This window comes from Allobosea sp. RAF48 (genome assembly GCF_052114025.1).
GTDB lineage: Bacteria > Pseudomonadota > Alphaproteobacteria > Rhizobiales > Beijerinckiaceae > Allobosea.
This window is the reverse complement of record NZ_JBFRDZ010000009.1, coordinates 106,981-129,300: the sequence shown is the minus strand read 5'-3', so window position 1 is coordinate 129,300 and position 22,320 is coordinate 106,981. Positions and strand designations below refer to the sequence as shown.

At 66.6% G+C, this 22,320-nt stretch carries 25 protein-coding genes and 1 pseudogene; 16 read left to right on the top strand and 10 right to left on the bottom strand.

Translation table 11 applies throughout. From position 1 onward, the window contains the following. Positions 1-15: 15 nt before the first annotated feature. The 3 genes from folE (at position 16) to AB4Z10_RS17820 (ending at position 2,317) form a co-directional block, all read left to right on the top strand. A complete protein-coding gene (gene folE, locus AB4Z10_RS17830) occupies positions 16-660 on the top strand; it encodes a GTP cyclohydrolase I FolE (RefSeq protein ID WP_441471719.1) in 645 nt (214 codons plus the stop codon). 78 nt (positions 661-738) lie between these two features. After that, positions 739-1,146, top strand: coding sequence for a phosphoribosyl-AMP cyclohydrolase (gene hisI, locus AB4Z10_RS17825; RefSeq protein ID WP_441471718.1), 408 nt, complete (start codon positions 739-741; stop codon positions 1,144-1,146). Positions 1,147-1,282: 136 nt separating this feature from the next. Further along, the gene (locus AB4Z10_RS17820; RefSeq protein WP_441471717.1) at positions 1,283-2,317 is read left to right on the top strand and encodes a patatin-like phospholipase family protein; all 1,035 of its coding nucleotides are present in this window, start codon (positions 1,283-1,285) and stop codon (positions 2,315-2,317) included. 120 nt (positions 2,318-2,437) lie between these two features. Here AB4Z10_RS17820 and AB4Z10_RS17815 read toward each other — a convergent pair whose 3' ends face one another. Continuing rightward, a complete protein-coding gene (locus AB4Z10_RS17815) occupies positions 2,438-2,869 on the bottom strand; it encodes a CBS domain-containing protein (protein WP_441471716.1) in 432 nt (143 codons plus the stop codon). 199 nt (positions 2,870-3,068) lie between these two features. Continuing rightward, on the bottom strand, positions 3,069-3,881 hold the full coding sequence (locus AB4Z10_RS17810) for a rhomboid family intramembrane serine protease (protein WP_441471715.1): 813 nt from the start codon (positions 3,879-3,881) through the stop codon (positions 3,069-3,071). Positions 3,882-4,289: 408 nt separating this feature from the next. Between AB4Z10_RS17810 and AB4Z10_RS17805 the strand changes: the two genes are divergently transcribed. From AB4Z10_RS17805 to AB4Z10_RS17795, 3 genes are all read left to right on the top strand, one after another. Beyond that, entirely contained in the window at positions 4,290-4,859 is a 570-nt protein-coding gene (locus AB4Z10_RS17805) for a PAS domain-containing protein (RefSeq protein ID WP_441471714.1), read from the top strand. A 60-nt stretch (positions 4,860-4,919) separates the two neighbouring features. Continuing rightward, positions 4,920-5,534 carry a PilZ domain-containing protein gene (locus tag AB4Z10_RS17800; protein ID WP_441471713.1) on the top strand — a complete coding sequence of 205 codons (615 nt, stop codon included), beginning with the start codon at positions 4,920-4,922 and terminating at the stop codon, positions 5,532-5,534. A 386-nt stretch (positions 5,535-5,920) separates the two neighbouring features. After that, a complete protein-coding gene (locus tag AB4Z10_RS17795) occupies positions 5,921-6,556 on the top strand; it encodes a transglutaminase-like cysteine peptidase (protein ID WP_441471712.1) in 636 nt (211 codons plus the stop codon). Positions 6,557-6,693: 137 nt separating this feature from the next. Here AB4Z10_RS17795 and AB4Z10_RS17790 read toward each other — a convergent pair whose 3' ends face one another. Together AB4Z10_RS17790 and AB4Z10_RS17785 are read right to left on the bottom strand one after the other, a co-directional pair. Further along, on the bottom strand, positions 6,694-7,224 hold the full coding sequence (locus tag AB4Z10_RS17790) for a gamma carbonic anhydrase family protein (protein WP_441471711.1): 531 nt from the start codon (positions 7,222-7,224) through the stop codon (positions 6,694-6,696). A 56-nt stretch (positions 7,225-7,280) separates the two neighbouring features. Further along, on the bottom strand, positions 7,281-7,607 hold the full coding sequence (locus tag AB4Z10_RS17785; protein ID WP_441471710.1) for a DUF6949 family protein: 327 nt from the start codon (positions 7,605-7,607) through the stop codon (positions 7,281-7,283). Between the two features lie 177 nt (positions 7,608-7,784). Here AB4Z10_RS17785 and AB4Z10_RS17780 point away from each other — a divergent pair, with 177 nt between their 5' ends. Further along, positions 7,785-8,504 (top strand): hypothetical protein, encoded by a 720-nt coding sequence (locus tag AB4Z10_RS17780; protein WP_441471709.1) that lies wholly within the window; start codon positions 7,785-7,787, stop codon positions 8,502-8,504. 17 nt (positions 8,505-8,521) lie between these two features. Here AB4Z10_RS17780 and AB4Z10_RS17775 read toward each other — a convergent pair whose 3' ends face one another. Beyond that, positions 8,522-8,734 (bottom strand): DUF3126 family protein, encoded by a 213-nt coding sequence (locus AB4Z10_RS17775; RefSeq protein ID WP_149128549.1) that lies wholly within the window; start codon positions 8,732-8,734, stop codon positions 8,522-8,524. Between the two features lie 166 nt (positions 8,735-8,900). Between AB4Z10_RS17775 and AB4Z10_RS17770 the strand changes: the two genes are divergently transcribed. The 3 genes from AB4Z10_RS17770 (at position 8,901) to AB4Z10_RS17760 (ending at position 11,974) form a co-directional block, all read left to right on the top strand. Continuing rightward, positions 8,901-10,280: a serine hydrolase domain-containing protein gene (locus AB4Z10_RS17770; RefSeq protein WP_441471708.1), complete on the top strand. Its 1,380-nt coding sequence runs from the start codon at positions 8,901-8,903 to the stop codon at positions 10,278-10,280. Positions 10,281-10,615: 335 nt separating this feature from the next. Beyond that, positions 10,616-11,338, top strand: a complete 723-nt coding sequence (locus AB4Z10_RS17765) for a class I SAM-dependent methyltransferase (RefSeq protein WP_441471808.1) — start codon at positions 10,616-10,618, stop codon at positions 11,336-11,338. Positions 11,339-11,632: 294 nt separating this feature from the next. Then, positions 11,633-11,974, top strand: a complete 342-nt coding sequence (locus AB4Z10_RS17760; RefSeq protein WP_441471707.1) for a hypothetical protein — start codon at positions 11,633-11,635, stop codon at positions 11,972-11,974. A 56-nt stretch (positions 11,975-12,030) separates the two neighbouring features. Here AB4Z10_RS17760 and AB4Z10_RS17755 read toward each other — a convergent pair. Further along, a pseudogene (locus AB4Z10_RS17755) lies at positions 12,031-12,527 on the bottom strand (GNAT family N-acetyltransferase). Positions 12,528-12,551: 24 nt separating this feature from the next. Continuing rightward, the gene (locus AB4Z10_RS17750) at positions 12,552-13,874 is read right to left on the bottom strand and encodes a serine hydroxymethyltransferase (RefSeq protein ID WP_441471706.1); all 1,323 of its coding nucleotides are present in this window, start codon (positions 13,872-13,874) and stop codon (positions 12,552-12,554) included. Positions 13,875-13,994: 120 nt separating this feature from the next. Here AB4Z10_RS17750 and AB4Z10_RS17745 point away from each other — a divergent pair, with 120 nt between their 5' ends. Continuing rightward, on the top strand, positions 13,995-14,912 hold the full coding sequence (locus AB4Z10_RS17745; RefSeq protein WP_441471705.1) for a LysR family transcriptional regulator: 918 nt from the start codon (positions 13,995-13,997) through the stop codon (positions 14,910-14,912). Between the two features lie 141 nt (positions 14,913-15,053). Here AB4Z10_RS17745 and cysE read toward each other — a convergent pair whose 3' ends face one another. Then, positions 15,054-15,902, bottom strand: coding sequence for a serine O-acetyltransferase (cysE, locus tag AB4Z10_RS17740; protein WP_441471704.1), 849 nt, complete (start codon positions 15,900-15,902; stop codon positions 15,054-15,056). A gap of 187 nt (positions 15,903-16,089) precedes the next feature. Continuing rightward, entirely contained in the window at positions 16,090-16,857 is a 768-nt protein-coding gene (locus AB4Z10_RS17735) for an alpha/beta fold hydrolase (protein ID WP_441471703.1), read from the bottom strand. Between the two features lie 109 nt (positions 16,858-16,966). On the opposite strand from AB4Z10_RS17735, the gene AB4Z10_RS17730 reads away from it, so the two are divergent. From AB4Z10_RS17730 to AB4Z10_RS17715, 4 genes are all read left to right on the top strand, one after another. Continuing rightward, positions 16,967-17,944, top strand: a complete 978-nt coding sequence (locus tag AB4Z10_RS17730; protein WP_441471702.1) for a heparan-alpha-glucosaminide N-acetyltransferase — start codon at positions 16,967-16,969, stop codon at positions 17,942-17,944. 77 nt (positions 17,945-18,021) lie between these two features. Next, a complete protein-coding gene (locus tag AB4Z10_RS17725; RefSeq protein WP_441471701.1) occupies positions 18,022-18,273 on the top strand; it encodes a zinc-finger domain-containing protein in 252 nt (83 codons plus the stop codon). Positions 18,274-18,347: 74 nt separating this feature from the next. Continuing rightward, entirely contained in the window at positions 18,348-19,526 is a 1,179-nt protein-coding gene (locus AB4Z10_RS17720) for an FAD-dependent monooxygenase (protein WP_441471700.1), read from the top strand. 162 nt (positions 19,527-19,688) lie between these two features. Then, positions 19,689-20,003: a hypothetical protein gene (locus tag AB4Z10_RS17715; RefSeq protein WP_441471699.1), complete on the top strand. Its 315-nt coding sequence runs from the start codon at positions 19,689-19,691 to the stop codon at positions 20,001-20,003. A 181-nt stretch (positions 20,004-20,184) separates the two neighbouring features. Here AB4Z10_RS17715 and AB4Z10_RS17710 read toward each other — a convergent pair whose 3' ends face one another. Then, the gene (locus AB4Z10_RS17710; RefSeq protein ID WP_441471807.1) at positions 20,185-21,447 is read right to left on the bottom strand and encodes a hemolysin family protein; all 1,263 of its coding nucleotides are present in this window, start codon (positions 21,445-21,447) and stop codon (positions 20,185-20,187) included. A gap of 126 nt (positions 21,448-21,573) precedes the next feature. On the opposite strand from AB4Z10_RS17710, the gene AB4Z10_RS17705 reads away from it, so the two are divergent. After that, positions 21,574-22,221, top strand: a complete 648-nt coding sequence (locus AB4Z10_RS17705) for a DUF938 domain-containing protein (RefSeq protein ID WP_441471698.1) — start codon at positions 21,574-21,576, stop codon at positions 22,219-22,221. Positions 22,222-22,320: the final 99 nt, after the last annotated feature.

Below are 22,320 nucleotides of genomic sequence, written 5' to 3'. Positions count from 1 at the left end.
AACGGGAGGCACCACATGATCCCTGTGGTTAAGTCCTTGTCCGTCGAGGGGGCCATCGGCCCCTCCGCTGACAAGTTTCTGGTCCGCAAGCCGACGCGGGAAGAGGCCGAGGCCGCCGTCCGCACGCTCATACTCTGGGCCGGCGACGATCCGTCGCGCGAAGGTCTCCTCGAGACCCCCCAGCGCGTCGCCAAGGCCTACAAGGAACTCTATAGCGGCTATGCCGAGGACCCCCATGACATCCTCGACCGCGTCTTCGAGGAGGTCGACGGCTACCAGGACATGGTCTTGGTGCGCGACATTCCGTTCTATTCGCATTGCGAACACCACATGGTTCCCTTCGTCGGCAAGGCGCATATCGGCTACTACCCGTCGAAGGGCGTGGTCGGCCTCTCGAAGCTTGCCCGCATCGTCGACGTCTATGCCCGGCGCCTGCAGACGCAGGAGACGATGACCGCCCAGATCGCCGATGTGATCGAGGAGGCGCTGGAGCCGCGCGGCATCGCAATCCTCGTCGAGGCCGAGCATATGTGCATGTCGATGCGCGGCGTGCAGAAGCAGGGCTCCTCGACCATGACGACGCAGTATCGCGGCGTCTTCCGCGATGATCCGGCCGAGCAGGTCCGCTTCTTCACGATGGTGAAGTCGCCGGGACTGTGATCCCGACGGTTGGCGTCACCCGGCCAGTTCCCTACAAGGCGCGTCGGATGACGCGCCTTTTCCACGATGGAGCCGCCAATGAGCCTCTTCCCCGCCGCGGCCGACAAACACGCCCTCGAGGAGGGCATGGTGCTCAGCCCCCGCTTCGATGCGAATGGCCTCGTGACGGTCGTCGCTACCGAAGCCGACAGCGGCGCGGTGCTGATGGTTGCGCATATGAATGCCGAGGCGCTGAAGCGCTCGATCGAAACTGGCGAGGCCTGGTACTGGTCGCGCTCGCGCCAGGAGCTCTGGCATAAAGGCGCGACCTCGGGCCAGATACAGACCATCGTCGAGATGCGGGTCGACTGCGATCAGGACGCGATCTGGCTCAAGGTCAAGGTCGGCGGCGATGGCGGCTGCTGCCACACCGGCCGCTGTTCCTGCTTCTATCGGGTCCAGCCGCTGCGCGAGGATGCGCAGAAGCCACTCGTCCTATGCACCTGAAGCCTGCGCGCATCGGCAATGCCGCGGCGGCGCCTTCACGGTTTCGTCAAATGCAGGCGATAATGCCGCCTGTCATGCCGTTCACTATTCACTCATCGGCTTCTGAGACCCTAAATCCCTACGGAGGAATGGGTCCATGTTCTGGGACGATGCCGCGCGGCGGGCCTTTGGTCTCGGCGGAGGTGGTGCCGCAATGAACGAGATGCGTTCGATCGAAGAGCAGTCCTTGGCGGGCAGGCCGAAGATTGGCCTGGCGCTCGGCGGCGGCGCGGCCCGCGGTTGGGCTCATATTGGGGCGCTCGAAGTCCTGATCGAAGCGGGCTTCGCCCCCGACGTGATCGCCGGCACCTCGATCGGCGCCGTGGTGGGTGGCTGCTTCGCCGCCGGCAAGCTGCCCGAACTCGCCGAATTCGCCACCAGCCTGACCAAGCGCCGCATCGTCGGCCTGATGGATTTCCATATCGGCGGCGCCGGCCTCATTTCCGGCGGACGGCTCAAGCGCCTGCTCGACCAGCATGTCGACGGCATCCGTATCGAGGAATTGTCGAATCGCTTCGTCGCCATCGCGACCGAGCTGGGGTCCGGTCACGAAATCTGGCTGACGCACGGCCCGCTGGTTGAGGCACTGCGCGCCTCCTATGCCCTGCCCGGCGTATTCGACCCGGTGAAGCTCGGCGGTCGCTGGCTGATGGACGGCGCGCTGGTCAACCCGGTCCCGGTCACAGCGGCCCGCGCACTCGGTGCCGACATCGTGATCTGCGTCAATTTGAACAACGATCTCTCCGGCCGCGGTACGATCATCCAGAACCACGGCTCTGATCCCGATCCGCTCGTCCCCGAGCTGGAGATCCGCCCCGAGCCACGCTGGTATGACGGTATCAGCGGCGCGGCCAAGCGCGTCCGCAACATCGTCGGCCGCCCCTCCGAGAACCGTCCGGGCCTCGCCGGCGTCATGATCGACGCCTTCAACATCACGCAGGATCGGATCTCGCGTTCGCGACTCGCCGGCGATCCGCCGGACGTGATGATCGGCCCGAAGCTCGGCCGTATCGGCCTGTTCGATTTCCATCGCGCCGACGAAACCATGGAGTTCGGGCGGCAGGCGGCGCAGCGCGCGCTCGACGATATCGCCGCCCTCGTCGCCGCCAGCCATATCGCGCCGGAAAGCTGAGCCGGACGCGCTGGATCACCGTGCGTCCCACCGGACGCGACAACGGCGATCCATGTATTCGTTATCGTATCGGATTTTTCCGAAAAGCGCGGCTCCACTTCCGGTCCGATGCAATACCCGTCAGGCCATCGCGATATAGTCGCGCATCGCTTGGCTTTCGGCCTCGATCGCCGCGACGCGATGCTTGACGACGTCGCCGATCGAGACAATGCCGGTGACGCGCCCGTTCTCGACCACCGGGATATGGCGGAAGCGGCCCATCGTCATGATTTCCATCAACTCATCGACGCTGGTCTGCGGCCGGCAGGTCACGACCTTGGACGTCATCGACCGCGACACCGCGCTCTCCAATGCCGTGGCACCATGCTCTCCCAGCGCACGGACGATGTCGCGCTCGGACAGGATGCCGACCAGCGCTCCATCCGCCCCCATGACGACCACGGCACCGATGCGCTTCTCGCTCAGCGTGCGGATCGCCTCGGCCAGCGTCCGGTGCGGCAGCACCGAGATGACTTCGCGTCCCTTGTCGCCCAGCAGCTTCTCGACATTCATGGAAGTCCCTCCTCGCAGGCGCGCCAATTGCCGGCGCGCGGTTCCGCTGGAACCCCGCGAGCCACCGGCAACCTCGCGATGCCGGATCGGCTCGAAGAGTGCTTCGCAATGATTGAGAGTGTGGGGGAAGAGACCGGCGCAAGCAAGGCTCGCCAGCCGTTCGCCGAACGCTATCTCCCTCCGGATCGAACCCCGCCGCTCAGCGCCTGAGCGTGCCTCGATCGAACAGCGGAAACAGCAGCAGCCCGACGACGAAACCCCCGATATGGGCCTCCCAGGCGATGCTCGTCTCCTCGCCGAGGATCGGCACCAGCCCCGCCCCGAACAGGATGTTCGTCGCGAACCAGATGGCGATGAACAGGAGCGCGCGCGAATTGCGCCAGAGCTGGCCGAGCGGTTCGGCCGGGATCGCCCGCACCACCTCATCGTTGCCCAATTCACCGAAGCGGAGGCCTGGAGCGAAGACGAAACGAATCGCCGCCGCGGTGGCTCCGGAAACGCCGGCCGACGCGCCGACCAGCGGCAGGACGTCGAGTTCGCGCGACCACCAGTGCAGCAGCGCACCACCGATCGTCGAAAGTGCCATCAGATTGAGGAAGCGGCTCGTCCCGAGCCGCCGCGCCACCGGACTGCCGAACGCCGCCAGCCAGACCGCATTCGACACCAGGTGCAGCCAGGAGCCATGCAGGAACCCGTAGGTCAGCAGGGTCCAGAGCCTGACGCCGCCGTCAGCGAGGAGCAGCCGCACGAGCTGCAGCCTCTCGACCACATCCTGCCCCGCCGTGGATTGCGCCATCGCGCCGACCACGTCCTCCAGCCGCCCGGGCGAAAGCCACAGCGTCAGCCGCGCCGGCACGAAGGCCAGCCACGACATCAGGACGTAATCGTCATAGTCGGACAGCAAGGAACGGCCCGCCTGGATGAGCGCCAGAGCGGCGAGCAGCCAGACGACGGCCGGAGGCAGGTTGAGCGCCGGCTCACGTGCCGGCCGGGGAGGATCTTGAAAAGCCATGCGGCGTCACACTTGCCGAAGCGTCCATGCCGCGCAAGCACCCCCTGCACATGATGCAACGAAAAAGGGGAGCGGCTCGCGCCCTCCCCTTCTCCGCAGGCTGTGACGCCGCCCGGTAGCACCGGACGGCAAGGTCACGCCCCCTTCCACCTCGCATTGCGGGCAGGCTCAGCGCCCGCGAATTCCAAAGCATTTTATACGCATTCTAGCGATCTTCCACAAAGGTAAGATTTGGTTAACCCTAATGCCCCCGCCTGCCTCCCCCGACTCAGACGACGGTGGCAAGACGGCATGGCGAATGCGTCTTCGGTAATCAGGGGAAGCGATTCGTCCCTCTTTCGAACGGTTCTGCGCCAATCTCGGTCGCCGCACCGTCCCGGGGGGCGCAGCCGGCAGCATGGGCGCAGGATGAAAAACACAAGCACACGTCTGGTTTTCGAATATTGGGACGCGCTGCGTGGCGAGCGGGCCGCGCCAGAGCGTGGCGAGATCGAACCCGGTGCGTTGCGCCCTGCGCTGGCCGACACCTTCGTGCTGGAGAACGAGCCCATCGGCCCCGTCTTCCGTCTGGCGGGAACGCGCCTGTGCGCGCTGATCGGGCACGAGCTGAGGGGGCGGGCCTTCACGGCGCTCTGGCCGGATGTCGAATCGCAAGGCGACATGCGCCGCCTCGTCCAGACCGTGATGGACGAGAGCGCCGGCGCCGTCGCCGGTCTCTCCGGGGAATCCAGGACCGGCGCGCCGATCTACCTGGAGTTGCTGCTGCTGCCGCTGCGCTATCGCGGCCGTACCCATGCACGCATTCTCGGCGCACTTTCGCCGGCGGTCTCGCCCGACTGGCTCGGCCTCGATACCATCGAGTCGATGCGCATGATCTCGCTGCGGATGCTTTGGCCCGCCGCCGCCTCGCGTCCGCCCGCGGCAGCACGCCGAGCGGAGCCGCCGCGTCTCGTCGTCCTGCCGGGCGGACGCGCCTGATCGGAACTATCCGTTAACCAGACCGCGCCTACGATCCGCCCGAATCTAGGTCGGTCATAGATGCTGAGCGCGCTCCAAACGCCCCGAACGGCTGCCATTCCTGCTGAGCGCAGGCGGCATCACCGTATGAAGGTGGTGCTGCTGGGCCGCTACATGCTGCCCAACCGCATGGAATATCCCTGTCAGACGATCGACATCTCGCCCGGTGGCGTGCACATGGCCGCTCCGGCCAAGGCCAAGCCGGGCGACCGCGTAATCACCTATCTCGAACATCTCGGCCGGATCGAAGGCACCTGCGTCCGTACGACGTTGGAAGGCTTCGCGATGACCATCACCGCGACAAGCCGCAAGCGCGAGAAGTTCACGGCCCAGCTCACCTGGCTCGCCAACCGCGAGGAGCTCGGCCTGCCGGAAGATCGCCGACACGAGCGTGTCGTGCCGCGCAATCCGCGCTCCATTCTCACGATGGAGGACGGCTTGGAATACGTCGTCCGCATCGTCGACATTTCGCTCTCGGGCGCCGCCTTTTCGAGCGATCTCGATCTGCCGATCAACACTGCGGTGCGGATCGGTTCGACGCCGGCGCGGATCGTGCGCCGCTTCGACGGCGGCTACGCGGCGGAATTCCGCTTCCCGCTCTCCGCCGATCTGCTCGACGAAAACCTCGAGCTCTGAAAGCCGGCCCGGCCGGCCGCTTCGCGCAAACCGCCTGAGCGGCCGAATTTGCGCGGCCACGTCGTGCGGCGATCTCGGCATCCTCTTGTGAAACTGGAACTCCGTGGCGGCGTCGCAGCCGGAGCGCAGGCAGCTGGCGCGCTGGCTCCACACCCCCCGCTTAAGGGATGCGTAAGTTAATGATCCTCTACCGAACAACAAAGAATTAATGGTTAACATCCCGTTGTGCGATTGATACGAATCGTTACTTCCCCATTCCAGCAAGATTGATACTGATCTATTCTTCGCTGACCGCTCGGTCGAATACATAAATTTGTACGTTTCCATTTCAGCCGGAATCCATTTGCCTGCACGCATCGTCAGCCCCGGGACAGAAAGGGGACGACATGCTCTCAATTCATCGCAATCTGATTGGTACCGCACTCGCCGCTCTGGTCACGCTCGGTGGAGCAACCGTGGCGAATGCTCAAGGCTCGGTCGGCATCCCGGTCGCGAGCCTTCCGGCCGAAGCCTCTGGCGATGCCCGCGCGCCCTATGCGTGGACGGACTTCTGCAAGCGCACACCGTCCGAATGCCGCACCGACACCCGCGAGCCGGAGCGCGTCGAGCTGAACGCCAAGCTGTGGAAGACGATCGTCACCATCAACAACAGCGTCAATCGGGAGATCGAGGCCGTCACCGACGACGAGCACTGGGGTGTCGTCGATCGCTGGGACATTCCGACCGACGGCAAGGGCGATTGCGAGGACTACGCGCTGCTGAAGCGCAAGCGCCTCGCCGAAGCCGGGCTGCCGCGCCGCGCCATGCTGATGACCGTCGTGATCGACGAGGAGAACGCCGGCCATGCCGTGCTGATGATCCGCACCGACCGCGGCGACTTCGTGCTCGACAACAAGCGCAACGCAATCCTGCCCTGGAGCCAGACTGGCTACGTCTACGTCAAGCGCGAGTCGCAGTACCGCACGGGCTGGACCTCGCTCGGCGGCGCGCAGACCCCGACGGTCGCCTCGGTGCAGCGCTGATGAAGATTTCCGCGGCCACCAAGCGGCTGCGGCGATAGGACGGCGAGGCTCGGTCACGTCCCCACCCACCCGTCCCCAAGGATCGGGTTTCGCCAGGGCCGGCTTTCCTCCCCGGAAGGCCGGCCCGCTTCTTTTTTTCAGTCCAGCCTTTCGAGACCGGCCGCGAATTGCCGCCAGCGCCGGACATAGGCCTGGGCTGAAGCGGTGATCCCTGCCGCGGCCGTTTCGTCCAGCGTCCGCACCGCCCGCGCCGGCGCGCCGACGATCAGCGAATTGTCGGGAAACTCCTTGCCCTCGGTCACCAGCGCATTGGCGCCGACGAGGCTGTTGCGGCCGATCTTCGCGCCGTTCAACACGGTCGCGCCCATGCCGACCAGGCTGTTCTCCCCGATCGTGCAGCCATGGAGAATCGCGCGATGGCCGATCGTGCAATTGGCTCCCACGGTCAGCGGAAAGCCCATATCGGTGTGCAGAACGCAGCCTTCCTGGATGTTGCTGCCCTCGCCGATGGTGATCCACTCATTGTCGCCGCGCAGGACGGCGCCGAACCAGATACCGACATCGGCAGCGAGCCTTACGTGTCCGATCACATGCGCATCGGGCGCCAGCCACCAGGCCCCCTCGCCCGGCACGTCGGGTCTTGTTCCATCGAGCGCGTAGAGCGGCATGAGCGATATCCTGATGCTTCGGCCGCCTGAGGATTGCAGACGACAGCCCCTCGCCGTCAAGCGCCGAGCATGTGCAGCAGATCGAGCACCACCCGGCCGGAAGCCATGCCCCAGACCCCGGCCGTCATGCCGGCGATCATCACGAACATGAAGGGCCGCCCTTCGATCTGCCGGCTGCGCGCGGTATCGCGCAGGATCAGGAAGGGCGCGCTGAAGACCACGACCGGCACGCTCGCGACAGCAGCAAGACCGCCCATTTCCAACAGCTTGAAGTCGGCCCGATGCGAGGTGAACAGCTCAAACGCGCTGGCCAGCAGCCCTGCGAAGGCAAAGCCGATGAGAAGCGATTGGAGCGCCTCGGTCGCGGCAGGCTGAATGGTCACGAGCGCGGTCCCTCCCCGGAACGACGCGCGAGAGCCTGCCGCATGGTTTACGAACTGTGAAGGCAAGTCTTTACCGATAGTTAACGATAAGCACCCGGTTATGGTTTACGCGCCGTTAAGCCGGTGGTGTTTCAGTGATGCGGAGCCGGTCCGAAGGATCGGGCGAGAGTATCCGGAATGACTGCGTCTCTGTCCCATCACCGGCCCGGCCAGCAGGCCGCCCATCTCACCTCGATGGTGCGCACACGCTTGCAGCGGCCACGCGCGCCCCTGCCGCGTGCTGATGGCGCCCTGCTCAGGGTCGCGCTGCTGATCATGCTAGCAGGCGCGCTGGCAACCGGGCTCGGGCTCTATCTGACCCATCGCCGCCCCGAGGAGCCCGCCGCGCTGCAGCCGGCCCGTGTCGGCAATGTCGCTCTGCTGATCCCCAAGGATCTGACCGGGCTCGACGAGGACGATGACACCAGCCGCCTCGTCGGCATGGCTCGGTTGCGGCTCGGCTGGCCGAACCTCGGCCCGGCTCAGCCGCAGAACAGGAAGCGCCTGCTGATCACGCTGAGCCCGCCCGACAAGGTCAATGAGCCGGCGCGCCAGCTTGCGACCTATGCCCGCTTCCTGACGCCGACTGTCTGGTCGAATCCCGGCGGGCTGGTCGTGCGCGGCTTCCGCAAGGGCTCGCCCTTCGAGGGCGACGAATTCTATGTCTCGGTTCCGGACGGGAAAGGCTTCGCTGCGCGCTGCCCGATCGAGACCGCCGCCCATCTCGACGAGCCCTGCCGCATCACCTTCCAGCATCGCGGCATGGATGTGAACATCCGCTTCCCGCGCAGCATCATCGCCGACTGGGCGCTGATGCTCGGCGGCGTGCGGCAGACGCTCGACGGGCTGATCAGATAGCCCGCCGCGCTGCGGCCTCAGTCTTCGAGATCGACGTCGAGGATCGCCATGGTGAAGTTGAAGGAGCGGTCGCCATCCTCATCGTCCACATGGATGATGCCGATGAACTCCTCGCCCAGATAGACCTCGGCCGAGTCGGTCTTCTTCATCCGGGCGCGCACGCTGATCGCGTGGTTGTTGAAGGTGCGGCGCAGATAGGCTTCGAGCTTGGCGAGTTCTTTCTTGTCCACGATCAGGGTCCTTTCGATTGGCCGGGAGCGATGCCACGGCAGGCCGTGAAGGGCAAGCGAAAGCAGCCGCCCCGCACATGGCCGCCCTACATCTCCACGGCTTGCCGGCAGCCCGCGGAATCATGCGATGCTGGCCACCTGCCGCAACCGTGCCGGATGCCGACCTATGAAGCCATGGCTTGCCCCCGCCCTCGCCTATGTCGCGAGCTGGCTTGAATTCCAGCGCCGCTACCATGACCAGCCCGGCTGTGCCGTCGCGATTGCTAGCGGCACGGAGATCGTGCTCGAAGCCGCCTTCGGCAGCGCGAACCTCGCGACTGGCGAGGCATTGACGCCGCGCCACGGCTTCCGCATCGCCTCCCATTCCAAGAGCTTCACCTCGGCCGGCATCCTGCGCCTGGTCGAGGAAGGCCGGCTGCGGCTCGACGACAAGGTCGGCCGCTTCATCGACGGGCTGCATCCCGAGATCGCCGACGTCACCATCGAGCAGGTGCTCTCCAACAGTGCGGGCCTGACCCGCGACGGGCCGGACAACGGCCAGTTCCTCGACCGCAAACCCTATTGCAGCAAGGCGGAACTGCTCGCCGATCTCGCCGTGGCTCCGGTCTATTCCGGCTCGCAGCGCTTCAAATACTCCAATCACGGCTTCGCCCTGCTCGGCCTCGTCATCGAGGCGGTGACGGGCCTGAGCTACGATGAGTGGATCACCGACGAGGTCGTCTCCAAGGCCGGGCTGCTCGAAACCAAGGCCGATATCGAGCTCCGGGGCCACCGCCCCATGGCGAAGGGCCATAGCGGCACGCAGCCGCTCGGCCGGCGCGTCGTCATCCCCGCCGACAATCCCGGCCACGCCATGACCTCCGCCGCCGGCTTCGTCGCCACGGCCGCCGATGTCGCGCGCTATTTCGCGCAGCTCTCGCCGAAGGCTGAGACCAGCATCCTCTCGGCCCTCAGCCGCCGTGAGATGACGCGGCGCCTCTGGCCGGACGACGAGTCGAGCCTGGGGCGCCATTACGGCCTCGGGACCATCTCCGGCGGCGAAGGCGGCTGGCGCTGGTTCGGCCATTCCGGCGGCTTCCAGGGCTTCATCACCCGCACCTGCGTCTTCCCCGAGCAGGACCTTACCGTCGCGGTGCTGACCAACGCCATCGACGGCCTCGCCCACCCCTGGCTCGACGGCGTCGCCCATATCCTCAAGACCTTCGCCGAGCGCGGCGCGCCGCCGGCGGAAGCGCGGGATTGGGCCGGCCGCTGGTGGACCATCTGGGGCGCGAATGATCTCGTCCCGGTCGGGAAGCAGGTGCTCGTCACCGCCCCGGCCCTGCTCATGCCCTTCCTCGACGCCCCCGAGATTACGCTGGAGGCGCCCGATCGCGGCCGCATCACGCGCGCCTCCGGCTTCAGCAGCCCCGGCGAGACGGCGGAACTCCAGCGCGACGAGACCGGCGCCGTGCGTTCCGTTCGCCTCGGCGGCGGCCGTCTCGTCGGCGAAGAGGAAATGCGCGCCGAGATGCTGGCGCGCTATGAGCCCCCTAAGGGAGCCTGACGGCATCCGCACATTCGGGTCTCGAGCCCGGGTCCCTGCCCCCTTCATGCTCGCCCTGTGGGAGCAATCGGTCGTCGTGCGTCACTGTCGCTCTCGCGCATCGCCATTTCCGATGCGCCAGAGCCTCAATTTTGCGTATGCCATGCCCGCATCCCATGACCGCTCTCAGCTCATCTCGGGCATTGCCGGCGTCCGCTCTTGGGCAGAAGCGCCGTGCGCAAGGCGCGCCCTGCCCCTGGCTGTCGAAATCTTGCCGTGGCGGCCTGCATGAGCAATTGAAAGGCTCATGTCGCCCAACAACGACGCGGGCGCTCGCAAAACTTCGCCAGGTAGCCATGGCCTCTGCTGAACCGACACCCATCTCCGTCGCGAAATTCGACGCCGACCGCGCCGGCGAGTATCTCATCCAGAGCCGCATTGCGCTGGCAGGTTACGAAGCTTGTCATGAGCTTTCGGCCTGCATGCTGGCGGCGACGCTAGGTCCGGGCAACGCAGCCCGAGTGCTCGCCGTTGGAGCTGGTGGCGGCGGACAGGAGATTGTCAGCGCCGCATCTCTCGAACCGGGCTGGAGATTTGTCGCCGTCGACCCATCCGCACAGATGATGGATGTTACGGCGGGGCGGTTGCAGGAGCTCGGATTCCTTGATCGGACGGAGATCGCGATCGGCTATGTCGAAGAGCTTCCCGCCGTGCGCGATTTCGACGCCGCGACGCTGATCGGCGTGCTGCATCATCTCCCGGGAAGAAAGGCCAAGGGCGACATTCTCGACTCCATTGCGTCACGGCTGAAACCCGGCGCTCCACTCATTCTTGCCGGCAATCGCTTTGCCTACGCCGCCGAACCTCTGCTGCTGGCGGCCTGGGCAGAGCGCTGGCGCATGCACGGAGCAAAGCCCGCCGAAGTCGAAGCGAAGCGCGCCAAGATTTTGCAGGGCGCCGATCCGCCCGCATCGGAGAACGAGGTCGCTGCTTTGCTGGAGGCTGCCGGATTTGGGCCGCCAACATGGTACTTTTCCAGCCTGTTTTGGGGCGCCTGCCTGGCTACGTACCGCGGCTAATTGCGAGCCGGCAGGCAGATGGTGTCCGCTTGCTGGCAGATCGCCAGTGTCGGCTCTCCGCCCGCTTCGGACATTGCCGCTGGACCGCGCACGGCCCTCGACCTGAACCCGCACATGCCGAGGTCGATAGCCACACAAGACCTGGATGCTCGGCGCACGGCCGAGCCCGGTGGTGCGGCACGCTGACGGCACAGCCTGGCGCGAGCAGCGCTTTCCGGCGATGGCGCAATCATCCGCGCCACCCGCCACGCATTCGCCGCCTTTGCGCCGCATTTTAATTGCGAGGGCCGGCCGATGCGTGTGATCGCTTCAATCGCCGTGGCGGCTTTGCTTGCCTTGGGAGCGACGCGCGCATTCTCCCATCAGGCGCCAAGCCGCTGGGACTACCCGTTCTACTGCTGCTCCGGCGCCGACTGCGCGCCGCTGGAGGCAGAGGCCGTGCGGGAAGTCCATGGCGGCTTCGTCGTGACAGTGCTGCCGGGCGAACACCCGATGTGGCCGAAGGAGCGCCGCGTGCCCCTGAAGCTCGAAATCCCCTACGACAAGGCCACGCCGTCGCCTGACGGGCATTGGCATCTCTGCATCAACGATGCCGGCGAATTGCTCTGCTTTTTTGCGCCAGTTGGCGACTCCTGACGACTGCGCGGCAAGGGCATTTCCGCGCTTTCTCGAAACGCGGAAATGGGCCGCCTTCAGCCGAAGGCCGGGTGGTAACGCACTCGCCACGCGGCGCCGCCGCCTTGAAGGCCAGCCATTGCAGAGCGGCCGGCGGGGCATCGCCGAACCGCAACTCGCCATCGCTGGCAAAACCGAAGCGATGGTAGAAGGCCGGATCGCCCATCACCACGACGCCGGTCGCCCCGCTCGCGCGCAACTGGGCGAGGCCTTCCTCGATCAGCGCTCCGCCGATCCCGCGGCGCTGCCGCAGGGGCGAGACCGAAACCGGGCCGAGCCCGTACCAGGCGCCCATCACTTCCGCGATCTCGATTGGTGAGAACGCGACATGGCCGATGACGCCGCCGCCCTCGACGGCGACAAGCGACAGACTCAGCGCCCCCGCCTCCCGCAGGCCGGAGACGATCGCCGCCTCCGCGCCGCTGCTGTGTTGCGCCTTGGCAAAGGCCGCCGTGGTGATCTCCGCGATTTCAGCCTCGTCGCCCGGCCGCTCGAGCCTGATGTCGATGCTCATGAGCTCCTGCCTCCGGAACCCATCCTAGCGCATGAAATGCAGTTCCCGGAATCGTCCGCGGAAGGCCGTCACGTCCCTCGCCACGGCCGCGGCGGAGCGTGCGCCGTTGAGGCCTTCGGCGATATAGCCCGCCAGCTCCGGCATATCGGCTGCGGTCATGCCGAAGCGCACGATCTCGGGCGTGCCCAGCCTGAGGCCGTTGACGTCACCAGCGACTGCCGGCAGCGGCAGGCCGATGCCGCAGGACAGGATGTTGACCGCGCGCAGCTTCTTCGCCGCGGCCTGCCCGCCGCCATAGGGCGCGGCCTCGATCGCGAACTGATGCGAGGTTGTCATGCCGCGGTCGCGGGCGAAGACCGGCACCTGCCGCTCGGACAGCGCTTCGGCCAACGCCTTCGCGGTCTTGGCCATCTCCTGAGCATAGGCGCGGCCATGCGCTTTCCAGTCGAGCAAGGAAACCGCGAGCGAGGCCGATTTCGCCGCGTCGAAATTGGCGGTGAGGCCTGGATAGGCGATGGCGTCGAGTTTTTTCGCGATCTCGGCATCGTTGGTGAGGATCAGCCCGGAAGGCGGCCCGCCCAGGCTCTTATAGGTGCTCATCGTCATCAGGTGAGCGCCCTCCTCCAGCGGTTGCTGCCAACCATGGCCGGCGATCATGCCGGACATATGCGCCGCATCGAACAGGACGAGCGCGCCGACCTCGTCGGCAATGGCGCGGATCTCGCGGATCGGATGCGGAAACAGGTTGAGGCTGCCGCCGATCGAGATCAGCTTCGGCCGGAGCCGCAGTGCATCCGCCCTGAGCTTTTCGACATCGACCGTGTAGTTCACCGGGTCGATCGGCGCCGGATGGGTGACGATGCCGTAGAGCCCGGCAGCGCCGGCGCCGTGATGGGTGACGTGGCCGCCGATCTCGCCCGGCGGCGCGATGATGCAGTCGCCCGCCTTGGCCGCGACCATGAAGGCGTAGAGATTGGCGATGGCGCCCGAAGGCACCCGGATCTCGGCATATTCAGCGCCGAAGACCTCGGCCGCCAGCTCGGCGGCGATGATCTCGATCTGCTCGATCGCCTCCAGCCCCATTTCGTATTTGTCGCCGGGATAGCCAAGCGAGGGCCGCGCCCCGATCCCCGCCGAGAGCAGCGCTTCAGCTTTCGGGTTCATGACGTTGGTCGCGGGGTTGAGGTTGACGCAGTCGCGCTCATGGATGGCGCGATTCTCCGCCGCGAGTGTGTCGATCCGCGCCGCGATCGCCTCGAGCGGCTGGCTCGCCGTCTCGCCGGCGACCTTGAGCACATAGTCCTCGCTCGCCTGCGGCACCCAATTGCGCCTGCCCAGTGCCGTCATGCCACCTTCCCTCCGCTGTCGCCTGCCTTCTGGCATATCAGCGGTTTGCCGCGTCGCGCGCAAACGAGTATTCCTCGCTCGCAGGCTGAGAAAATCTCAGCCTCGAACCGGATGCTCGCCGTGCCCGTCAAACCGCCCCGCCCGCGCCTGCCCTCGCTCAACGCGCTGCGCGCCTTCGAGGCGGCGGCGCGGCTGGAGAGCTTCACCAGGGCGGCGGACGAACTCGGCGTCACGGCCGGCGCCGTGACTCAGCAGATCCGGCAGCTCGAAGCGACGCTCGGCTTCCCGGTCTTCCGCCGGCTGGCGCAGGGCGTCACCCTGACCGATGCGGCGCGCGAGGCCCTGCCGAGGCTGACGCGCGGCTTCGACATGCTCGGTCAGGCCGTTCAGGCACTGCGGGAGGCGGAGCCGCATCGTCCGCTGGCTATCACAGCCCTGCCCTGTCTCGCCCAGCTCTGGCTCTCGCCGCGCCTGCCGGCGCTGCAGCAGGCCTTCCCGGACCTGCAGATCTCGCTCACCGCCATGGAGGAGCCGCCCGATCCGCGCCGGGAGCCATACGATCTCGCGCTGTTCTACCGGGTATCGGCCGAGGCGGGAGCCCAGCAGCTCGGCGACGACGCCATCCTGCCGGTCTGTGCCCCGACTCTCGCCAGCCAGATCTCGTCCGCCGCCGACCTCGCACGGCAGACGCTGCTGCACGATGCCGTCTGGCGCAACGACTGGGCGCGCTGGCTTGCCTTTGCGCTTCCGGAAGCCCGGATCGACTCCGGGCGCGGCCCGGCCTTCTCGCTTTACAGTCTGGCGCTGGATGCCTGCCTGTCAGGCTCGGGCGTGCTGATGGGCCGGATGAGCCTCGTTGCACCCCATCTCGCGAACCGGCGGCTCGTCGCGCCCTTCGCACAGGCCATGGCGACGCCGGACCGGCCAACGCTGACGCCGGCTATCGGCCCCGGCGCGCATGCCCGCCGGGGCGAAATCATGGAATGGCTGGCGCGCTCGGCACGGGAAGATTCTCCAAGTGCCCTCGCGGTCTTGTGAGCCCCGATCCTGAGGAGCAGCGCGACCGGCGTCTCGAAGGATGCTCCAGCTGGTTCCGGAGCCTCCTGAAACATCCTTCGAAACGCCATTCCCAACGGAATGGCTACTCAGGATGAGGGCTACCGAAAATAGGGGCCTGGCTCAGATATAGGCGCCGCAATTGCCTTCGAGGATCTGGTCCATCGAGCGCGATGGCTCGGCGCACCCGGCCTCGCCGACGACCTTGGCCGGCACGCCCGCCACGGTCTTGTTGCGCGGCACCGCTGTCAGCACCACCGAGCCCGCCGCGACGCGGCTGCACTGGCCGACCTCGATATTGCCGAGGATCTTGGCGCCCGCGCCGATCAGCACGCCCTTGCGGATTTTCGGATGGCGATCGCCGCCCTGCTTGCCGGTGCCGCCAAGCGTGACGCCATGCAGCAGCGAGACATCGTCCTCGATCACCGCCGTCTCGCCGACGACGAGGCCAGTGGCATGGTCGAGGAACACGCCCTTGCCGATCTTTGCGGCCGGGTTGATGTCGGTCTGGAAAACCTCCGAGGAGCGCGCCTGCAGATAGAGCGCGAAATCGCGCCGATCCCGCGTCCAGAGCCAATGCGCCAGGCGGTGGCACTGCAACGCGTGGAAGCCCTTGAAGAACAGCACCGGTTCGAGCACGCGGTAGCAGGCCGGGTCGCGGTCGAGCACCGCCATCACGTCGGCACGCATGCCGGCGCCGATCGTCTCGTCATCGGCCATCGCCTCGGCGAAGCCCTGCTCGATCAGATCGGCCGTCACTGCCGGATGGCCGAGCCGGGCCGCGACGCGATGGGCGACCGCGCATTCGAACGAGGGTTGGTTGAGAATCGAGGCGACGATGAGAGTGCCCAGCGCCGGCTCGGCCGCAACGGCCGCCTCGGCCTCGCCACGCAGGCGAGACCAGACGGGGTCGAGCCGGTTGAGGCCGGTCGTGAGATCGCGTGCTTCCACGGCAGAGCGCCCTGACGGCATGATCATTCTCCGGAAAGGGTCGTCAACAGGAGGACAGCCTAGCCACAAGCTGGCGTCCGCACCAAAGGCTCAAGCCGACCAAAGTTGAATCAAAAAGCGAGGCAGCGGATTCAGTTTTTCAGGGAATGTCGACAACACATTGGCGTCGCCCGCTTTTCCAGATTGCCTCTATTCATCCGCGACGTTCTCACAAACGCGCGAGAAAGTCGAGGACGGCCTGCTTATGGCTCTTGTCGCCGACCGCGAGGTTGTGGTCCCGCCCTTCGATCGCGAAGGATTCCGCGTCGGGAATGAGCTTCGCCAGCTCCGGGCCGGAGCCTGAAACATCGTCCTTCGTGCCGACGCTGATCAGGGTCGGCATCGCGATCTGCCCGACCTGCTCGGCCGTGAGAGTCTGGCGCGAGCCGCGGATGCAGGCGGCGAGCGCCCCGAGGTCGCTCTTGGTCTGCTCGGCGAAGGCGCGGAACATGCGCTGCATCGAGTCGGTCAGCACGTCGAGCGACGGCGCCTCCATGGCGTCGGCGATGCCGAGCGGCAGCCCGACGCCCTCGACGAGATGGATGCCGAGCCCGCCGAGCAGCAGCGCATCGAGCCGGCGCGGATGCGCCAGCGCCAGATGCGCCGAGATGCGCGCGCCCATCGAATAGCCCATCACGGCCGCGCGCGGGATGTCGAGATGATCCATCAGGCGGCGCACGTCCTCGGCCATGATCTCCGAGGAATAGGCAGCGGGCTCATAGAGCTTCTCGCTCTGGCCATGGCCGCGGTCGTCGAGCGCGACGACGCGGTAGCCGGCATGGGTCAGCGTCTTCGTCCACTGGGTGTTGACCCAGTTGGTCATGTGGGAGGAGGCGAAGCCGTGGACCAGCACCACGGTCCGGTGCTGCGGCGTGTCGCCAGTCGGGGCCAGATCGATGAAAGCGATCTTCACGCCGTCGGAGGAAAAGCTCTGCATGCGGATCTCGGAACGAGGCGGGATGACGAAACCGGTTGTTGCCCTTCCCTGCCATGCAGGTCGGGCTTTGGGTAGCCGCTGCGGCGCGGCTTGCTTATGAACTATCGCCATGAGCCAGACCGCCAACAGCGCGCCACCCCCCTCCGCGACGACGCAATCGCCCCGCTTCGCTTTCGTCGACGTCGCGCGCGGCATCGCGTTGCTGGCGATGTTCGTCTACCACTTCGCCTATGATCTCTCTTTCTTCGGGCTGATCGAGACCGACGTCGTCGCCGAGCCAGGCTGGCGGATCTTCGCGCGCTGCATCGCCGGCTCCTTCCTGATCGTCGTCGGCTTCAGCCTCGTCCTGGCCACGCGCAAGGGCCTAAACCGCCCCGCCTATCTGAAGCGCCTCGCGATGGTCGCCGGTGCCGCCGCCCTGGTTTCGCTGGGCACCTGGTTCGCGATCCCCGGCAACTTCATCTTCTTCGGCATCCTCCACCACATCGCGCTGGCGAGCGTGCTGGCCCTGCCCTTCCTGCGGCTGCCGGTCGCCGTCGTGACGCTATCGGTGGTGCTCGCTTTCGCGCTGCCGCGCTTCGTCGCCCACCCGCTGCTCGACGCCCCCTGGCTGTCCTGGCTCGGCTTCTCGCATGCGCCGCTTCAGACGGCCGATTTCGTACCGGTCTTCCCCTGGTTCGGCTGCGTGCTCACCGGCATCGTGCTGGCGCGCCTGCTGCTGCCCCCCCTCGAAGGCACGCGGCTCGCAGCCTGGCGCCCTCGCATGCTCCCGACGCGAATCGTCGCCTCTGGCGGGCGCCACAGCCTGCTCGTCTATCTCGTCCACCAGCCGGTCTTCATCGCCGCCCTGACGCTGGTGACCTTCGTTGCCCCGCCGCCTCCGCCGGCCGAGCGTGCCTTCCGGGCCGAATGCCAGCGCAGCTGCGGGCCCGACGTGCCGGAGCAGCTCTGCCGCGCCGTCTGCGGCTGCACCATCGACAAGCTCAAGCGCGAGCAGCTCTGGCAGAAGGCGCTCGACGACCTGCTCTCACCGGACGAAGGCGCCCGCGTGAGCGCGCTCGCTCAGGCCTGCCTCCGCGAGCGTTGATGCAAATCCCGGACTGGCGTCGCGCCGGCTGACGGGATAGGTTGCGCCCGAATTCCAGCTTCTGAAGAGCGACGACCATGGCCGCGACCGGCATTCCGCATTTCCACAACGACCCCGGCGTCGCCGTCGTCCATGTCGGCGCGCACGAGTTCATGTGCATCGGCGCCAAGCCGCCCTTCGACCACCCGCATGTCTTCCTCGACATGGGCTCGGACAGCGAGATCATCTGCCCCTACTGCTCGACGCTGTTCAAATACGAGCCGTCGCTGAAGGGCGCCGAATGCACCCCGCCGGAATGCGCCTGGCACGACACCGCCAAGGCGGCCTGAAGCCGGCTCCGCCGAAGCGCGGGTTCTGAGGGGCACCCGCGCCCTCCCGGCGCCATCGATCAAGGGCATCCTTCGTGTCTGCTCCTCATTTCGTCATCGCCGGCGCCGGCATCGGCGGGCTGACCATGGCGCTGTCACTGGCCCGCCGCGGCATCGCCGCCACCGTCGTCGAGAAGCGCACCGGCTTCGGCGAGACGGGCGCCGGTCTCCAGATCACCTCCAATTCCGGCCGCGTGCTCGATGCTCTCGACCTGACGCTGCCGCTGAAGCGCGTCAGCGTCTCCTCGCACGGGCTGATGATCCGGCGCTGGCGCGACGGCTCGCAGGTGTTGGAGATGCCCTCCAGCCCGGAGCACATGCCGACCCCGTTCCGCATGCTCAGGCGCAACGACCTTCACACCGTCCTGCTCGACGCCGCGCGCGCCATGCCGAACATCCGCCTGATGGTCGGCCGCGGCGTACAGGAGGTGAGTCAGGACGCGAACGGCGTCGCGGTCAGGCTCGGCGGGCAGAACGGCAGCAGCGAGACGATTTCCGCGCTCGGGCTGATCGGCGCCGACGGGCTGTGGTCACGCGTGCGGGACCTCTCCGGCGATGCCTCGCCGCCAGTCTTCACAGGCTACGAAGCCTGGCGCGCCGTCGTGCCGGCCCGCGCCGTCGATAAGCCGCGCGTGACGCTCCATCTCGGCCCCGGCCGGCATGCCGTGCATTACCCCGTCGCCGGCGGCAGGGAGATCAACGTCGTCGTCGTCCGCCAGGCCAAGGAAGCCCGTGAGGGCTGGTCGCGCGACGGCGACGCCAGCGTCGTCACCGAGCATCTCTCCGGCGCTTCCCCGGCGCTGCGAGAGCTTACGGGTGCGGCGCAGGGCTGGCAGGTCTGGTCGCTGTTCGACCGCAAGCCCGCCGCCATGGCCGGAGGGCGCATCGCGCTGATGGGCGACGCCGCCCACCCCATCCTGCCCTTCCTCGCCCAGGGCGCCTCGCTCGCGATCGAGGATGCCGCGGTGCTGGCGCGCCTGCTGGCCGAGGCCCTCGGCCGCGACGGCGCCGCAGGCGTCCCCGCCGCCTTCGCCGCCTATGCGGGAGCCAGGGCCCGGCGCGTCGCCCGGGTGCAGGACGAAAGCCGCGGCAACGGCCGCAACTACCATCTCGGCTGGCCGCTCAGCATCGCCCGCGATTTCGCCCTGAAAAGGCTCGGCCCCGAGGGGCTGCGCAACCGCTATGGCTGGCTTTACGACTGGCGCGACATATAGCATCGGACCGAAAAGCGGAATCCCCTTTTCGGAAAAATCCGATGCGATAACAGATAGATAGGTCACCCTTAGCGCGTCCGGCCGGACGTGTGGCGCTCCAGCTGATCTCGTCATCGCCGCATTCCATCCCTATCTGTAGGTCCGGAGAGGGATGAAAGAGAGATGATCCGCGTCAACCTTTACGAGCAACTCAATGGCCGGGCCCGCGCGATGCCGCGCTGGGCAGCATGGCTCGCCATGGCGGCGAGCTTCGTCGTCGGCATCACCCTGTTTCTGGTCGCGGCGAGCCTCGCCCTGATCTTGATCCCGATCGTCGCCATAGCCGGCGTGATCGCGGTCTGGCGCCTCAAGGCCAAGTTGAAGGCGGCCGGTTTCGACCGTGCCGATCCCTTCGCCGGCGGACCGCAGCGAACCGAACGGATCGAGGTGATCGATGCGGAATACCGCATCATCGAGCCGGACGAGCCGCGCCGCTAGAGCATTGGCCGAAAAATGGAATCCACTTTTCGGAAGAACGCGATGCTTTGACAAGGGGACAGATCGCCACTTCGCGTCCGAAGGGACGCAAGGCGATCTGGAACCCGTTCCGAACAGCCTGCCGGTGCAGGCTAATCGGTAAGACGGCTCTGTATTTTGAGTGAGAGCCGGCTTTGGAGGCTCACTCGATCCGGCTGACCAGAATCTTGTCGATGCGGCGGCCGTCGAGATCGACGACCTCGAAGCGCCAGAACCCCTTGTCGAAGCTTTCGCCGACATTGGGCAGATGGTTCATCTCCGCGAGGATGAAGCCGGCGACCGTCTGGAAGTCGGCGTCGCGCGGGATCGGGATACCGAGTTCGTGCGAGAACTCGTCGACCGGCATCCAGCCCGCAACGAGATAGGACCCGTCGGCGCGCGTCACGATGGCCGGCTCGTCCTCCTCCTCTTCCTGGAAGGCGCCGATGATCGCCTCGAGCACGTCGCCTGGGGTGATGATGCCCTCGAAATGGCCGTACTCGTCGAAGACCAGCGCCATATGCACGCGGCTGGAGCGGATTTCGCGCAGCACATGCAGGGAGTCGGCGGTGTCCATCACCATCGGGGCATCCTGGACACGTCGGCGCAGCTCCTCGATGTCGCCCGCGGCCAGGAAGTCGATCAGATCCTTCACCAGCACGACACCGATGATCGAATCCGACTCGCCGTCCTGAACCGGCAGGCGCGAGCGGCGGCAGTCCTTCAGCTGCTGGCGGAGTTCCTCGGCGCTATCCGACAGGTCGATCACCTCGACCTCGCGGCGCGGCGTCATCAGGGCGCGCGCCGAGCGGTCCGCCAGTCGCATCACGCCAGCGATCATCTCGCGTTCGTCGCGCTCCAGCACGCCGGCGGTCTCCGCCTCGGCAATGATGGTGCGCACCTCCTCCTCGGTCACCTTCTCGTCAGTTTCGCCCTTCTGGCCGAGCAGTGCGAGCACCGACTTGCCGGAGACGTCGAGCAGGAATACGAGTGGCGCGCCGATCTTCGACATGAACAACATCGCGGGAGCGACGCGTGCCGCCACACGCTCGGGGTCGCGCAGCGCGATCTGCTTCGGAACCAATTCGCCGAGGATCAGCGACAGATAGGTGATCGCGACGACGACGATGCCGACGCCGAGCGTATCCGACACCGATTGCGAAAAACCCTGGGTGCCCAGCCATTCCGACAGGCGCGCGCCCAGCGTGGCGCCGGAGAAGGCACCGGAGAGCACACCGACAAGCGTAATGCCGATCTGAACAGTGGAGAGAAAGCGGCCGGGGTCTTCGGCCAGGCGAATCGCGGTCGCGGCGCCCTTGTTGCCCTGGTCGCTAAGGACCCTGAGGCGAGCCGGCCGCGACGAAACTACCGCGAGCTCGGACATGGCGAGAAGTCCATTCACGATCGTCAGCGCCAGGACGATCAGGATTTCGGTTAACAAAACCAATCCGTTTGCTGCGGCGCTGCGACATTTGGCAGCCCGCTTCCACGCTCCTTATAGCGGATCGTTGCACTAACGCGATAAGCCAGACGAAAGAATCGTGAGCGAATGATGACGAAGTCGAGGTTCTGGCAACCGACGCAGGGCGAACATGCGGGCATCGACCGCCGCTTGCAGGCACCGGCCGCCGAGCGTAATCGCGATGCGATCCTGGACGTGTTGCGCCATGTGCTGCCGCCTTCCGGGCTTGTGCTGGAGATCGCGAGCGGCTCCGGAGAGCATGCCATCCATTTCGCGGCCGCCCTGCCCGCCCTGACTTTCCAGCCGAGCGATCCCGCTCCCGACGCGCTGGCGAGCATCGCAGCCTGGACGCAGGCATCCGGGCTAACAAACATCCTGCCGCCGCTGATGCTCGACGCCTGTGCCCCACAATGGCCGGTCGAAGCTGCCGACGCCATTCTCTGCATCAACATGATCCATATCTCGCCCTGGAGGGCCACCGAGGGCTTGTTCCGCCAGGCGCGGCTGCTGCTGAAGCCGGATGGCCCACTCTATCTCTACGGCCCCTATCGCCGGCCCGGTCGGCCGCTCGAACCGAGCAACGCGGCCTTCGACGAAAGCCTGCGCGGCCGCGATCCTGAATGGGGCCTCCGCGACCTCGGAGAGATTACGACCCTTGCCGCAGCGAACGGTTTCGGCACCCCGCAAGTCATCGAGATGCCAGCCAACAATCTGAGCGTGATCTTCCGAGCCGGTTGAGAGAAACCGCCGTCGAAAGCTCCGCAGGCGCCTGCCAAAGCCACCCCCGCAAAGCCTCTGTCTCGTCCATTCGTCGGGCTGGCGAATCCGGCGAGCGCT